This is a genomic window from Micromonospora sp. WMMD737 (genome assembly GCF_049179055.1).
GTDB classification, from domain to species: Bacteria; Actinomycetota; Actinomycetes; order Mycobacteriales; family Micromonosporaceae; genus Micromonospora; species Micromonospora reichwaldensis.
Genome location: NZ_JBMHMH010000001.1, coordinates 3,624,616 through 3,640,083, shown reverse-complemented (window position 1 = coordinate 3,640,083; position 15,468 = coordinate 3,624,616). Strand labels below are relative to the sequence as shown.

Genomic DNA, 15,468 nt, shown 5'->3' with positions numbered 1-15,468 from the left:
TGACCCACAATGCGGTGGGTCGAGGGGAGTGGCACCGATGGACCGGCGTCCGGCGATCAAACCGGGACCCGACCTCCGGCAGGATGACACCGGCCGGGACGACAGCTTCGATTCGGCGACCGACGGGGACGGCTTCGGCCGGCTCGACACAGGAGTGACCGGGATGACCGGTTCGAGTATCGACACCCTCTACGATCTGGGCCTGCCCGTTGACGCGCTGGCCGACGACGTGGAGGACAACGAGCTCGACGAGCCGGTTCCCAACGTGGAGCGCCTGGTCGCCCAGGCGGTCGCGCTCGCCGGCGACGACCACGACGCGGCGACCCTGGTCAGCCGCTTCTGGCGGTTCGCGCCGGACGAGGAGCTGATCGGCTTCACCGCCGAGGAGATGCTGGAGGCGGCCCGGGCGCACCGCGACCTCGCCCAGCAGCGCGTACCGGGCGAGTTGAAGCTCCGCATCCACGAGCCCGACGCCGAGCAGCACCACTCCGTCATCGAGATCGTCACCGACGACATGCCGTTCCTGGTCGACTCGGTGACCGCCCTGCTCAACTCGCACCACCTGGACGTGCACCTGCTGGTCCACCCGCTGGTGGTGGTCCGGCGCGAGCCGCTGGGCCAGCTGGTCGAGGTCTCCGCCGACGTCGAGCCCGACGACGCCATCGCCGGCGACCTGGTCGAGAGCTGGATGCACATCGAGATCGACCCGGTACGCGACGCCGCCGAGCGGGACCGGCTGCGCCGGGAGCTCCAGCGGGTGCTCACCGACGTGCGGGAGGCGGTGGAGGACTGGCCGAAGATGCGCCAGCGCGCCCTCGCCCTCGCCGACGAGCTGGCCGCCGCGCGGACGTCGGACAACCGGCCGCCGGTGCCGGAGAAGGACATCACGGACTCGGTGGAGTTGCTCCGCTGGCTCGCCCACGACCACTTCACGTTCCTGGGCTACCGGGAGTACCGGCTGGTCGACACCGGCGAGTCGGGTGCCGGGGACGGGGAGCGGGGCAGCGGCCAGGCCCTGGAGGCGGTGCTCGGCACCGGCCTGGGCATCCTGCGCCAGGACTCCCCGGAGGCCCGGCCGCTGTCGTCGATGACGCCCGAGGCGCACGACAAGGTCACCGAGAAGCGGCTGCTGATCATCACCAAGGCGAACTCGCGGGCCACCGTGCACCGCTCCGCCTACCTCGACTACATCGGCTTCAAGATCTTCAATGAGGCCGGCGAGGTGATCGGCGAGCGGCGCTTCCTGGGGCTGTTCTCGACGGCCGCGTACCGGACCAGCGTGCAGGAACTGCCGGTGGTCCGCCGCAAGGTGGCCGAGGTGCTGGACCGCTCCGGCCTGAGCCAGCGCAGCCACTCCGGCAAGGACCTGCTCCAGATCCTGGAGACCTACCCGCGCGACGAGCTGTTCCAGATCAAGACCGAGGACCTCTACCACGCGGTCATCGGGGTGCTGCGGATGGCCGGCCGCCGGCAGCTGCGGGTGTTCCTGCGTCGGGACGCGTACGGGCGGTTCATCTCCTGCCTGATCTACCTGCCCCGGGACCGGTTCACCACCCAGAACCGCCTGCGGATGCAGGACATCCTGCTGCGCGAGCTGAACGGTGTCGGGGTCGACTACACGACCCGGGTCACCGAGTCGATGCTCGCCCGGGTGCACTTCATCGTCCGGACCGACCCGAGCCGGACCCCGGGCGACATCGACGCCGACCTGCTCGCCGAGGAGCTGGCCGACGCGACCCGGCTCTGGGACGACGACTACCGGCTGGTGCTGGAGCGCAAGCTCGGCGACGAGCAGGCCAAGCACCTGTTCACCCGCTACGCCGACGCCTTCCCGGAGGGCTACAAGGACGGCCACACGCCGTACGAGGCCATGAAGGACCTGGCGAAGCTGGAGCTGCTGGAGGAGCCCGGCCAGCTGGAGATGCACCTGTTCCGCAAGCAGCTCGCGCCGCGGGCCGGCGGGCGGGGGCCGGACGTCGACGAGGCGATGGACGTCCGCTTCAAGGTCTACCGCTACGGCGAGCCGATGATGCTCTCGGCCGTGCTGCCGGTGCTGCACTCGCTCGGCGTCAAGGTGGTCGACGAGCACCCGCACGAGGTGGACCGGATCGACGGTCGGGTCTACCTCTACGACTTCGGGCTGCGGCTGCCAGAGGGCCACCAGGAGCTGTCCGAGGTGCGCCCGCACGTGGAGAACGCCTTCGCGGCGGCGTGGCGGGGCGAGGCCGAGGTGGACGGCTTCAACGAGCTGGTGCTGCGCGCCGGCCTCACCTGGCGGCAGGTCGTGGTGCTGCGCGCGTACGCGAAGTACCTGCGCCAGGCCGGCACGGTCTTCTCCCAGGAGTACATGGAGCAGACCTTCATCGCGTACCCGAGGATCGCCGCCCTGCTGGTGGAGTTGTTCGAGGTGCGGTTCGCGCCCGGCGGGGACGGCCACGAGCAGCGGCAGCAGCGCAGCGCCGAGCTGGTGGGCGACATCCGGGCCGCGCTGGACGACGTCGCCAGCCTCGACCAGGACCGGATCCTGCGCGCCTACCTGACGATGATCCAGGCCACCCTGCGCACCAGCTTCTACCAGAAGCGCACCGACGGGCGGCCGAAGTCGTACGTGGCGCTCAAGCTGGACCCGCAGGCGATCCCCGACCTGCCGGCGCCGCGGCCGAAGTTCGAGATCTTCGTCTACTCGCCGCGCTTCGAGGGCGTGCACCTGCGGTTCGGGCCGGTGGCCCGGGGCGGGCTGCGCTGGTCCGACCGCCGGGAGGACTTCCGCACCGAGGTGCTCGGCCTGGTCAAGGCGCAGATGGTGAAGAACGCCGTCATCGTGCCGGTGGGCGCCAAGGGCGGCTTCGTACTCAAGCAGAAGCCGGGGGACCGCGACGAGGCGGTCGTCTGCTACAAGGAGTTCATCTCGGCGCTGCTGGACGTCACGGACAACATCGTCAGCGGCGAGATCGTGCCGCCGGAGGACGTGGTCCGGCACGACGGGGACGACCCGTACATGGTGGTCGCGGCGGACAAGGGCACGGCGACGTTCTCGGACATCGCCAACGAGATCTCCACGGCGCACCAGTTCTGGCTCGGCGACGCGTTCGCCTCCGGTGGCTCGGCCGGCTACGACCACAAGAAGATGGGCATCACCGCCCGGGGCGCCTGGGAGTCGGTGAAGCGGCACTTCCGCGAGATGGGTCACGACACCCAGACGCAGGACTTCACCGTGGTCGGTGTCGGCGACATGTCCGGCGACGTGTTCGGCAACGGGATGCTGCTGTCGGAGCACATCCGGCTGGTGGCCGCGTTCGACCACCGGCACATCTTCCTCGACCCCGACCCGGAGGCCGCCGCCTCGTACGCCGAGCGGAAGCGGCTGTTCGACCTGCCCCGCTCGTCGTGGGAGGACTACGACCGGGCACTGATCTCGGCCGGCGGCGGGGTGTACCCGCGTACCGCCAAGTCGGTGCCGGTCTCGCCGCAGGTCCGCGCGGTGCTGGGCCTGGGCGACGACGTCACGCAGATGTCGCCGCAGGAGCTGATGAAGGCGATCCTGACGGCGCCGGTCGACCTGTTCTGGAACGGCGGCATCGGCACGTACGTGAAGGCCTCCAGCCAGACCAACGCGGAGGTGGGCGACAAGTCCAACGACGCGATCCGGGTGGACGGCAGGAACCTGCGCTGCCGGGTGGCCGGCGAGGGCGGCAACCTGGGCTGGACCCAGCTCGGCCGCATCGAGTACGCCCAGACCGGCGGCCGGATCTACACGGACTTCATCGACAACGCGGCCGGGGTGGACTGCTCCGACCACGAGGTGAACATCAAGATCCTGCTGAACACGGCGGTCGCCGACGGCGCGCTGACCGTTCCCGAGCGGGACGAGCTGCTCGCCGCGATGACCGACGAGGTCGCCGAGCTGGTGTTGCGGGACAACTACGACCAGGCCCGGGCGATCAACAACGCGCAGGCGCAGGCCGCCTCGCTGCTGCCGGTGCACCGGCGGATGATCACCGATCTGGAGCGCTCGGGGGCGCTGGACCGGTCCCTGGAGGCGCTGCCGCCGGACGACGAGATGGCGGTACGGACCGAGTCCGGGCTGACCGCGCCGGAGTTCGCGGTGCTGCTCGCGTACGTCAAGATCGTCCTTGAGACGGAGATCCTGGCGGAGGGGCTCGCGGACGAGGAGTGGACGACCGAGGTCCTGGTCAACTACTTCCCGACGCCCATGCGCGAGCGGTTCGCCGACCGGATGGGCCAGCACCGGCTGCGTCGGGACATCGTGACGACGGTGCTGGTCAACGAGGCGATCAACCGGGGCGGCATCTCGTTCGTCTTCCGGGTGGTCGAGGAGACGGCCGCCTCGGCGGCGGACGTGATCCGGGCGTACGTGGTGGTCCGCGAGGTGTTCGGGCTGCGCGCGCTGTGGGACGCGGTGGAGGCCCTGGACAACAGGATCGACCCCGAGTTGCAGACCAGCGTCTACCTGGACACCCGGCGCCTGCTCGACCGGGCGGTGCGGTGGCTGGTGACCAACCGCCGTTCGCCGATCGACGTGCCGGCGGAGATCGCCCGGCTGCGCGACGGGGTGGCCCAGCTCCTGCCCGACCTGGAGGAGCGCTTCTACGGCAGCGAGCGGGACTCCCTCGCGGCGCACATCGACTCGCTCACCGAGCGGGGGCTGCCGCGTGACCTGGCGGAGCAGGCGACCCGGCTGATGTACAGCTTCGGCCTGCTCGACGTGGTGGAGACCGCGGCGAGCAGCGGGCGGGACGTGGGCGAGGTGGCCTCGGTCTACTTCGTGCTCTCCGACCGGTTCCGGGTCGACTCGCTGCTGTCGAAGATCTCCCTGCTGCCGCGCGAGGACCGCTGGCAGACGCTGGCCCGGATGGCGCTGCGCTACGACCTGTACGCCGCGCTGGCCGCGCTGACCGCGGAGGTGCTCGACTCCACCGCCGGCAGCCTGTCGCCGCAGGAGCGGGTGCTCCAGTGGGAGCAGTCGAACGCCACGTCGATCCACCGCGCCGAGCGGGCGATGGGCGAGTTCGACGAGTCCCGGGCGGATCTCGCCGCCCTGTCGGTGCTGCTGCGTCAGATCCGCACCCTGGTGCGGACCTCCGCCGCCGCCTGACCCGTACGGCATGCGGCCCGGCCGGTCTCCCGACCGGCCGGGCCGCGTCGTGTCCCCGGGTGGAGGTTGCCGCGCGGTTGCCGGCTCACGCCGGCATGGAGGCGAAGACGACCACGTTGTCGGGGTAGCTGCCGGCGGCCTGGTCGAAGGTCCCGCCGCAGGTCACCACGCGCAGGCCGGGCCGGTCGCTGGGGCCGTAGACCTGCTCGGTCGGGAACTCCGTCTTCGGGTACGCCTTGACCGACTCCACGGTGAAGGTGGCCTGCTGCCCGTCCTCCCGGGTGACGGTGATGGTGTCGCCCGGTTGCAGGGCACCGAGGGAGAAGAAGACCGCCGGCCCGATCGCCGCGGAGTCGACGTGCCCGACGATGACCGCGTTGCCGATCTCCCCCGGGCTCGGCCCCGGCTCGTACCAGCCGGCCAACTGCGCCTGCTCCAGCGGGGGCACCTGGACGGTGCCGTCCGGGTTGGTGCCGAGCGACATGATCGAGGCGTCGACCCCGATCCGGGGGATGGCGATCGTGGTGGGGGCGGAGCGCGCCAGGCCCGTGCCGGCGACGTCCGGGTCCGCGTCGGGGTTCGGCACGTCGGCGTCTGCCGGCCCGGTGCTGGCGGGCGCGGCCAGGGGCTGCGGGGGGCGGGGCGCGGGGGCGTTCTTGACCGAGGCGCCGATCAGACCGGCGCCGACCATGGCGACCACGACGACGACGGCCGCGCCGGCGGCGCGCCACGGTGTCCCGTGACGGCCGCCGGCCGGTGTCGCCGTCATGTCAGACGAAGGACTCATCGGTCCGACGCCGGCGCATCAGCACGAGGCCGCCCAGGGCCGCCGCGCCGATCAGGCTCGCCCCACCGGCGGCCAGGCCCCGGTCGGTGCCGGCGGCGGCGCCACCGTCACCACCGTCGACCCCGCCGCGCGGCAGCACGACCAGTTCGCCCTCGCCGCAGGAGCCCTTGAGCTCGTAGCGGCCCGGCTTGGCGTCCTCGGAGACCTCGGCCTCGCCGTAGTAGATGAAGTCCCGCTTGTGCTCCCAGCGGTCCTCGTCCTTGCCGTTGCCCTCGGACTCCTCGTCCGACCAGCCGCTGTCGTGGCCCTTGCGGTCGTACTCGTCCGAGCCGTACCCGTCGTGGTCCTTGCGGTCCTCGCGGTCGTACTCGTCCGAGCCGCTGCTGCCCGAGCCGTACTTGTCCTCGCGGCCCTCGCGGCCTTCGCGGTCGCCCTTGTCGTGGCCCTTGTCGCGGCCCTCACGGTCGCCCTCGGCGTCCTGGCCGTGCTCGTAGCCCTTCCAGTCGCGCTCGCCCTCGGCGCCGGCGTCGGCGGCGCCGCCACCCTGGCCGTTGGCGGGCGGCTGGCCACCGTTGGCCGGCGGCTGCGGCTGTCCGGTGGCGGTGTTCGACGGCTGCGGCTTGGGCGTCTCGCCCTTGCCGTTGTCGTCCTTGCCGTTGTCGTCCTTGCCGTGGTCGCGGCCCTTGTCCTCGTGGTCCTTGCCCTTGTCGTGGTCGCGGCCCTTGTCCTCGTGGTCGCGGCCGTTGTCGCGGGAGTCCTCCTCCCCGCCACGCCAGTGGTTGCGGCCCTCGGCCGGCTTGAGCTTGACCTTGCCGGTGACCTTCGACCACACGTAGGCGTGCTCCTGCCGGTCGGGGCAGACCTCGAGCAGCTTGACCGTCTCGCCCGCCCTGACGACGTGCGGCTTGGCGTAGACCTTGCCCTCGTCGTCGTGCTGGCCGTCCGCGAACGCGATCCCCGGCGTGAACACGAGCAAGGAGGCGCCACCGAGGGCCGCGCCAGCAACGACCTTCCCGAGCATCTTGTTTGCCATGACCTGCGTCACTCCATCCCTGTTGTCCTGGAGCCCGGTGACAACCGAGCTACGGACGACGTTAGACCGTTTCACGAGCTATGCAGGGAAAGATTCGTGTTTTGGTATTTGTGGAGGGTAAGGGCGGTAGGAGAGCTACGCCGCTTTGGCGGCGTGTCCGCCCGGCTCGGGTGGTTCCCGCCCTCGCGGCACCCGGAGGGTCGGTCGCGCGGCGCGTGCCCGCGCCGGTGGTCCCGTCCCGTCCCGTCCGCCCCGCCGGCACCGGCCGTCCCCCTCGGCCGCTGCTCTCACATCGAGGCATTGCCATGGAAGCGCTCCCATGCAAGAATCGCTGCACGCGGTTCGGGGAGCCACACCGCGCAGGCAGGAGTCGAGGGCACCGGTCCGCCGGACGACCTCCCGCCTCCCGACCGGCCCATCGGCGCCGGTCGGACCACCACCAAACGCCCGTCCGGGTCGGGCACCCCCCGAAGAACCCGTGGTACCGGCGGACGTCCGCGCAGGACGCCCATCGGGCCGTATCGCCGGGCCGTTCGCGGATCCGGTCTCGCCCAAGGAGATCAGTAGCATGAATGTGTGGAGAAGGCTGTCCGGCCCCCGCCGGGCCCTCGCGCTCGGTGGCGCGGGCGCTCTGGTCGCGGGCGGACTGGTGACCCTGCCGGTCACCGTGGCACACGCCGCCACTCAGTGCGACGTGTCGTACACGACAAGCGACTGGCAGGGCGGGTTCACCGCCTCCGTCAACATCAAGAACACCGGTGACGCCCTCAACGGCTGGACGCTGGGCTTCACCTTCCCCGACGGCAGCCAGCGGGTGCAGCAGGGCTGGTCGGCCCGCTGGTCGCAGAGCGGCCAGAACGTCACCGCGCAGAACGAGTCCTACAACGGCGTGGTGGCCAGCGGCGCCACGGTGAGCCTCGGCTTCAACGGCGCCTGGAGCGGCAGCAACCCGAAGCCGACGTCGTTCACGCTCAACGGCGTGACCTGCAACGGCGGCACCAACCCCACCACCCCGCCGCCCAGCACCCCGCCGCCGTCGACGCCCCCGCCGACCACCCCGCCGCCCACGACCCCGCCGCCCACCACGCCGCCCCCCGGCCAGCGGGTGGACAACCCGTACCTCAACGCCAAGGGGTACGTGAACCCGGAGTGGAAGGCGAAGGCCGAGTCCGTGCCCGGCGGCAGCCGGGTGTCGAACAACCCGACCGCCGTCTGGATCGACCGGATCGCCGCCATCAACGGCACCCCGGACAGCAGCTCCAACGGCGCGATGGGCGTCCGCGACCACCTGAACAAGGCGCTCGAGCAGGGGGCGAACTACATCCAGTTCGTCATCTACAACCTGCCCGGCCGCGACTGCGCCGCGCTGGCCTCCAACGGTGAGCTCCAGGCTCACGAACTGCCGCGCTACAAGGCCGAGTACATCGACCCGATCGCCGCGATCCAGGCCGACCCGAAGTACGCCAGCCTGCGGATCGTCAACATCATCGAGATCGACTCGCTGCCGAACCTGGTGACCAACACCTCCGGCAACCCCGGCGGCACCGCGATGTGCGACACGGTGAAGGCCAACGGCGCCTACGTCAACGGCGTCGGCTACGCCCTGTCGAAGCTGGGCGCGATCGGCAACGTCTACAACTACATCGACGCCGCCCACCACGGCTGGATCGGCTGGGACAGCAACTTCAGCCCGACCGCGCAGATCCTGAAGGACGCCGCCGTCGCCTCCGGCAGCACGGTGAACAACGTGCACGGCTTCATCGTCAACACCGCCAACTACTCGGCGCTGCGTGAGCCGTACATCAAGATCACCGACAACGTCAACGGCACCAGCGTGCGGCAGTCGAAGTGGATCGACTGGAACTTCTACGTGGACGAGCTCTCGTTCGCCCAGGCGTTCCGCAACGAGCTCGTCGCCAAGGGCTTCGACTCGAAGATCGGCATGCTGATCGACACGTCCCGCAACGGCTGGGGCGGCACCGCCCGGCCCACCGGCCCGGGCGCGACGACCAGCGTGGACACGTACGTCAACGGCGGTCGGGTGGACCGTCGGATCCACGCCGGCAACTGGTGCAACCAGGCCGGGGCCGGCCTGGGCGAGCGCCCGAAGGCCGCGCCGGAGCCGGGCATCGACGCCTACGTCTGGGTGAAGCCCCCGGGCGAGTCGGACGGCTCCAGCAAGGAGATCCCGAACAACGAGGGCAAGGGCTTCGACCGGATGTGCGACCCGACCTACACCGGCAACGCCCGCAACGGCAACAGCATGAGCGGCGCCCTGCCGGACGCCCCGATCTCGGGCGCCTGGTTCCCGGCGCAGTTCACGCAGCTCATGCAGAACGCGTACCCGGCGCTCTGAGACTGGAGCCCACCCGCCGCTGGCAGTAGGTGAGGCGCTCCAGCGGCAGGTTCCCCGGGCCCCCGGTCCGACCGTCCGACGGTCGGGCCGGGGGCCCCTCGCGTACGCCGGTCAGGGCACCGTCTTCTCGATCGCCGCGCGGCCCAGCTCGGCCAGGTCCCGGCGGGCCCGCTCGACGTTCTCCGGCGTGATGTCCTGCCCCCGGGCCGCGACCAGGTCCTCCGGCTCCCAGGGCTGCTCCGCCCCGGTGCGGATGTCGTCCGGGGCCGCGCCCGTGCCGGTGCCGGTCGCGCCGGTGCCGGCGGCGTACGGGTCGCCGATCAGCTCGTCGCCGCCCGACCGGTCCCCGGTGAACGACGGAGTGTCGCGGTCGGCGCCGCCGCCGGTCCTCAGCTGCGGGATGCCGGTGTCGTCCTCGACCGCCGCGGCCACCTCCGGGCTCTCCTCCAGCGGTCGGTCACGGTCACGATCCGTCATGTCGCTGCCCTCCCGTCGCCAGGTGGTCTCCTGATCCTGCTCGCGTACCCGGCGGGGCGGTGCCCATGCGGGTGCCGGCGGGGCGGCTCAGCGCTCCTCGTCGGAGGTCTCCGGCGGTTCGACCGGATTGCGCCACTGCCAGAGCAGCATCAGCACGCCGAAGGCGAGCATGCCGAGACCCGCCCAGAGGTTGATCCGGACCCCCTGCGCCTTCTGCACGGCGGATTCGCCGTCGAAGACGCCGATCAGGGTGACGATCGCCCCGTACGCCGTGAAGAGGCCACCGATCACCCGGCGGATGTCGAACAGCCGGGCGGCGGCCGAACGGCGGCGGGCCTCCTCGGTGGCCTCGACCGACCGGTCGTGCCCGTGCGGGTTGAGGTTTTCCATGCTCATGGCCGAGCGCCCCTTCCTAGAAGAACGGCACGTAGAGGAGGAGGGACAGCGCCACCGCGATCAGGCCGAGCAGCACCGGGGAGCGCCACCAGACGGCGTCCCCGGTCAGCAGGTCGCCCTTCACGTCGACGGCGCCCATGCCGTAGACCAGCCCGCGCAGGTCCTCGTCCTGCTTCCTCGCGGTGAACGGGGTGACGACGGCGGCGACGACGGCCGCCGTGACGAACGCGATGCCGGCACCCCAGAAGCTCTCCTCCAGGTCGGAGTTGAAGTGCACCACCCCGGCCTTGTAGAGCAGGTAGGTGGCCAGCGCCGCCAGGGTGCCCAGCAGCAGGGAGAGGAAGCCGGCCGCCGCGCTCATCCGCCGCCAGAACATGCCGATGATGAAGGTGGCGAACAGCGGCGCGTTGAACAGCGAGAACAGCGCCTGGATGTAGTTCATGATGTTGCTGAAGCCGGCGGCGATGAACGCCGTGCCGATGCCGACCAGCACGCCGCCGACAGTCGCCCACCGGCCGATGCGGATGTAGTAGTCGTCGGGGCGGTCCCGGCGCACGTACTGCTGCCAGATGTCGTAGGTGAACACGGTGTTGAAGCCGCTCACGTTCGCTGCCATGCCGGCCATGAACGACGCGACCAGGCCGGTCACGGCGATCCCGAGCACGCCGTTGGGCAGCAGGTCACGCATCAGCAGCGGGATCGCGTTGTTGTAGACCAGGTCGCCGCTCTCCGCGCCGAGCCCCTGCACCGTCACCAGGGCGACCAGGCCGGGGATCACCGTGACCACCGGGATGAGCAGCTTCGGGTACGCGGCGATGATCGGCGTCCGCCGGGCGGCGCTCATGTTCTTGGCCGACAGCGCGCGCTGCACCTCGGCGAAGTTGGTCGTCCAGTAGCCGAAGGAGAGCACGAAGCCGAGCCCGAAGACGATGCCGATCCAGTGCGCGCCGAGCGGGTTGTCGGTGCCGCCGGTGTCCTGCCAGGTGTGCAGCCCCGCCTCGCCCAGCTTGGACTCGCGCACCGCGTCCATCAGGCCGGACACCCCGCCCACCTTGACCAGTCCCAGGATCGTGATCGGCAGCAGGCCCGCGATGATCACGAAGAACTGGAGCACCTCGTTGTAGATCGCCCCGGAGAGTCCCCCCACGGTGATGTACGCCAGCACGATCAGCGCGCCGACCACGATGGCGACCCAGAGCGGCCAGCCGAGCAGCGCCTGCATGATCAGTGCCAGGGCGTAGAGGTTCACGCCGGCGATGAGCACCTGGGCGACGGCGAAGCTGAGCGCGTTCAGCAGGTGGGTGGGGCGGTTGAAGCGCAGCCGCAGGTACTCGGGCACGCTGCGGACCTTGGAACCGTAGTAGAACGGCATCATCACGATGCCGAGGAAGACCATCGCCGGCACGGCGCCGATCCAGTAGTAGTGCAGCGTCATCGCGCCGTACTGGGCGCCGTTGGCGGCCATGCCGATGATCTCCAGCGCCCCGAGGTTTGCCGAGACGAAGGCCAGGCCGGTCACCCAGGCGGGCAGCGAGCGGCCGGAGAGGAAGAAGTCGACGCTGGTCCGGATGGCCCGCCGGGCGGCGAAACCGACACCGAGCACCGTGACGAAGTAGAGCGCCAGGATGCCGTAGTCCAGGACGTTCATGTTCAGCCGCAGGCCATCGCCGTCCATCCCGGTAACCCTTCGTCGACCGTCTGTGCCCGTTGAGTGTGCGCGCGGGCAATTACCCCGAACGCGCAGTTTCACGCCTGCGGCGGCCAAACCCGTCCGCACCCCGCTTCCCGACCCGGGTGGGCACGGACGGGACGGCCCCCACCGGAGGCGTCGGAGGGCGGCCGCCGACAGCGGGGTCCCGACGCGGAGGCGCCCCCGGCCGGTCGGCCGGGGGCGCCTGCGGGGAACCGGGGTCAGCGCCCGAGCACCCGGTCCAGGAAGTCGCGGTAGTGGCGGACGGCCATCCGGAGCTGTTCGGTGTCGGCGGAGCCGGCGTCCTGCCAGCCGCCCAGCTTGTTCTTCTGCGCGGACAGCGCCGAGGAGAGCGCCTGGATGGCCTCGTCGACAAGCGACTGGGCCTCCCCGGCCGCCGCGCGGGGATCGTCCACGAAGCGCAGCTGGACGTTGCGCCAGCGGTCCCGGAAGCCCTGCGCCGTCGCCGGGTCGAAGAGGGTGGCCGGTTCGGCGGCCACCGTCGCGCCCGCCGGCCGGTCGGTGCCCGCGGCCCCCAGTTCCCCGGTGGCCGGGCGCCCCGCCGGCGCGTGCTCGGCGTCCGGGTCGACCATCGCGGGCGTGGCGCTGCCGTACCCGGCCGCCCCGGCCGCGCCGCCCTCCGGGTCGCCGGCCCACCCGGTGACGTCGGCCCGGCGCTCGGGACGGCCGTCGGCGGCGTCCGGCGGCAGCACCTCGGCGCCGTCCCGGCGGGCCAGCCGGTCGTCGGAACGGTCGTCGCCGAGCCCGACGGAACGGTGGAACTCGGCGGTCGGGTCCGCCCGGCGGCCCTCCCGGGGGCCGCCCACGGCACCGTCGCCCGGCCGCGCGGTCGACTCCGTACGCGGGTCGGGCTCGTCCTCCGGCAGGGGGCTGGCCAGGGCGGACGCGGCGACCGCGCCGCCGACGCTGCTGGCACCGAAGGCGGTCGGCACCGGCCCCGGCTCGTGGAACCCGCCCTCGCGGTCGGCGTCCCGGTCGTCCGGCCGGGCCCGGTCGGCGTCCCGGTCGCGCGACGGCTCGTCGCCGCGGTCGGCCCGGTCGCGGTCGGCGACCGCCGGATCGTCGAAGGTGCCCCGGTCGTCGAGGACGTCCTCGGGTACGTCGGCCCGGCCGGACCGGTCGCCCGGAGGCGGTACCGGCACCGGCTCGGAGCGGACGGCCTCGGGGTGCTCGTTGCCCACCCGCTGCTCTTCCTGGCGCATGGTCATCCTCCTAGCGGCTCGTGACGTCGTGCTGGCTGTCCGGGTCGTGCTGCGCGGACGGTCGGGCTCCGACCGGCTCCTCGCCGAGCAGGTCCGCGAAGAGGGCGCGGTAGTGGACGACGGCCTGGCGGAGCTCCTCGGTGCTCGCCTCGCCCCGGGAGTTGCGCAGGTGGATGTCGTGGGCGTCGCGGTAGTGGCCGAGCGTGCGGGCGTGCTCGACGGAGAGGTGGGCGATCTGGTCGGAGAACTCGCCGGTGGGGTAGCCACGTTCCGCGATGAGCCGGGTGACCAGTTCGTCCGCCTCGCCCACGGTCTCGGCGGGGGAGTCGACGAAGCGGACCTGGAGCTCCTCCCACGCGGCGGAGTACCGGGCCCGGGACTCGGGGGCGAGGGGGGTCAGCGTGAGTTCCGCGTGGCGGCGCTCCCGCTCCCGCAGCTCCCGCTCGGCGGCGGTCCGGCTGTCCTGCTCGGCGACGGCACGGTCGTACTCGGGACCGAACCGCGACCGCAGCGCGCGGCGGCGGGCGTACGACCGGGCGGCCACGGCTACGGCCGCGATCACCAGCACGACGAGAACGATGACGACTATCTGCGTGGGCGACATGGCTCCTCCTTCGTCAGGTGGTATTCCCTCCGCTCACTGCTCGCCAATCCCGTTCCGGGGCACTTTCCTGACGGAACCCGACCCCGCTGCCCGACGGACCCGCCCCCGCTGGTTCCCCGCCACGGCATGACGAGTCACACAGCGTGACCGGCCGCCAAAACTTGACTCGTTCCAGAAAGCGCGCTTGGGTGGGGTGATGCCGGTCGGATCCTGCTGCGCCGGTTCGGCCCCGGCCGGCGGACCGACGCCAGCCGCCACACCGATCAGGAGGAGAGCCATGAGCGACCCGCAGGCCAACAGGCCGATCCTCACCACCCGTCAGGGTCACCCCGTGCACAACAACCAGCAGCAGCGGACGGTCGGTTCGCGCGGCCCGGCGACGCTGGAGAACTACCACTTCCTGGAGAAGATCAGCCACTTCGACCGGGAGCGCATCCCGGAGCGGGTGGTGCACGCCCGCGGCTTCGTCGCGCACGGCGAGTTCGAGGCGTACGGGACGATCGGCGACCAGCCGGCGTCGACGTACACCCGGGCCAAGCTGTTCCAGACCAGGGGCAAGAAGACGCCGGTCACCATCCGCTTCTCCACCGTCATCGGCGGCCGGGACTCCTCCGAGGCGGCGCGCGACCCGCGCGGCTTCGCCGTGAAGTTCCGCACCGAGGACGGCAACTGGGACATGGTGGGCAACAACCTCCAGATCTTCTTCATCCGCGACGCGATCAAGTTCCCGGACGTGATCCACGCGCTGAAGCCGGACCCGGTCACCTTCCGCCAGGAGCCGAACCGGATCTTCGACTTCATGTCGAACACGCCCGAGTCGATGCACATGCTGACCTGGCTCTTCTCCCCGTACGGCATCCCGAAGAACTACCGGACGATGCGCGGCTCCGGGGTGAACACCTACCGCCTCGTCAACGCCGGGGGCGAGGGCGTGCTGGTCAAGTTCCACTGGCTGTCCCAGCAGGGCGAGCACAACCTCACCCAGGCCGAGGCGGACGCCATCCAGGCCACCGAGCTGGGCCACGCCTCGAAGGACCTCTACGAGGCGATCGAGCGCGGCGACCACCCGAAGTGGGAGCTCAACGTCCAGGTGATGAGCGACGACGAGCACCCGGAGCTGGACTTCGACCCGCTCGACGACACCAAGATCTGGCCGGAGGAGGACTTCCCCTACCTGCCGGTCGGCATGATGACGCTCAACCGCAACATCACCGACCACCACAACGAGAACGAGCAGATCGCCTTCGGCACCGGCGTGCTGGTCGACGGCATCGACTTCTCCGACGACAAGATGCTGATCGGCCGCACGTTCTCCTACTCGGACACCCAGCGTTACCGGGTCGGCCCGAACTACCTCCAGCTGCCGGTCAACCGGCCGCGCGAGGACGTGCGGGTCAGCACCAACCAGACCGGCGGCCAGATGTCGTACGGGGTGGACGACCGCGGCGCCAACCCGCACATCAACTTCGAGCCGTCCTCGGTCGCCGGTCTCCGGGAGGCCGACGAGTCCTACCGGGAGTACCGTCCGTTCGTCTCGGGCCAGGTCATGAAGGCCCCGATCGAGCGGCAGAACAACTACTCCCAAGCCGGCCGGCGCTACCGCGAGATGGCCGACTGGGAGCGGGACGACCTGATCCTCAACCTCACCACCCTGCTGGCCCAGTGCGACAAGCACATCCAGGAGAAGATGGTCTGGCACTTCAGCCAGTGCGACGCCGACTACGGCCGCCGGGTCGCCGAGGGCCTCGGCATCTCCGTCGAGGCCTGATCCGCACCGCCCACGAAC

Annotated in this window: 10 protein-coding genes; 3 read left to right on the top strand and 7 right to left on the bottom strand. The window is 71.2% G+C overall.

Annotated elements, in window-relative coordinates; genetic code table 11:
* Nucleotides 1-37: 37 nt before the first annotated feature.
* Nucleotides 38-5,116, top strand: a complete 5,079-nt coding sequence (locus ACN27A_RS15615; RefSeq protein ID WP_421453992.1) for an NAD-glutamate dehydrogenase — start codon at nucleotides 38-40, stop codon at nucleotides 5,114-5,116.
* Nucleotides 5,117-5,201: 85 nt separating this feature from the next.
* Here ACN27A_RS15615 and ACN27A_RS15610 read toward each other — a convergent pair whose 3' ends face one another.
* Both ACN27A_RS15610 and ACN27A_RS15605 read right to left on the bottom strand, forming a co-directional pair.
* Nucleotides 5,202-5,885 (bottom strand): class F sortase, encoded by a 684-nt coding sequence (locus ACN27A_RS15610; protein ID WP_421453989.1) that lies wholly within the window; start codon nucleotides 5,883-5,885, stop codon nucleotides 5,202-5,204.
* A 1-nt stretch (nucleotide 5,886) separates the two neighbouring features.
* Entirely contained in the window at nucleotides 5,887-6,936 is a 1,050-nt protein-coding gene (locus ACN27A_RS15605; protein WP_421453987.1) for a hypothetical protein, read from the bottom strand.
* 568 nt (nucleotides 6,937-7,504) lie between these two features.
* Here ACN27A_RS15605 and ACN27A_RS15600 point away from each other — a divergent pair.
* Complete coding sequence (locus tag ACN27A_RS15600; protein WP_421453984.1) at nucleotides 7,505-9,292, top strand: glycoside hydrolase family 6 protein; 1,788 nt, start codon at nucleotides 7,505-7,507, stop codon at nucleotides 9,290-9,292.
* A 111-nt stretch (nucleotides 9,293-9,403) separates the two neighbouring features.
* Here the strand turns inward: ACN27A_RS15600 and ACN27A_RS15595 are convergent, their stop codons facing one another.
* The 5 genes from ACN27A_RS15595 to ACN27A_RS15575 form a co-directional block, all read right to left on the bottom strand.
* Complete coding sequence (locus tag ACN27A_RS15595; RefSeq protein WP_327029414.1) at nucleotides 9,404-9,769, bottom strand: hypothetical protein; 366 nt, start codon at nucleotides 9,767-9,769, stop codon at nucleotides 9,404-9,406.
* 87 nt (nucleotides 9,770-9,856) lie between these two features.
* Complete coding sequence (locus ACN27A_RS15590; protein WP_421453982.1) at nucleotides 9,857-10,165, bottom strand: hypothetical protein; 309 nt, start codon at nucleotides 10,163-10,165, stop codon at nucleotides 9,857-9,859.
* 16 nt (nucleotides 10,166-10,181) lie between these two features.
* On the bottom strand, nucleotides 10,182-11,840 hold the full coding sequence (locus ACN27A_RS15585; RefSeq protein WP_421453979.1) for a sodium:solute symporter family protein: 1,659 nt from the start codon (nucleotides 11,838-11,840) through the stop codon (nucleotides 10,182-10,184).
* Between the two features lie 236 nt (nucleotides 11,841-12,076).
* Complete coding sequence (locus tag ACN27A_RS15580) at nucleotides 12,077-13,078, bottom strand: hypothetical protein (RefSeq protein WP_421453977.1); 1,002 nt, start codon at nucleotides 13,076-13,078, stop codon at nucleotides 12,077-12,079.
* A 10-nt stretch (nucleotides 13,079-13,088) separates the two neighbouring features.
* A complete protein-coding gene (locus ACN27A_RS15575; RefSeq protein WP_421453974.1) occupies nucleotides 13,089-13,682 on the bottom strand; it encodes a hypothetical protein in 594 nt (197 codons plus the stop codon).
* Nucleotides 13,683-13,959: 277 nt separating this feature from the next.
* Here ACN27A_RS15575 and ACN27A_RS15570 point away from each other — a divergent pair, with 277 nt between their 5' ends.
* Nucleotides 13,960-15,450, top strand: coding sequence for a catalase (locus ACN27A_RS15570; RefSeq protein WP_421453972.1), 1,491 nt, complete (start codon nucleotides 13,960-13,962; stop codon nucleotides 15,448-15,450).
* The last annotated feature ends 18 nt before the right edge of the window (nucleotides 15,451-15,468 follow it).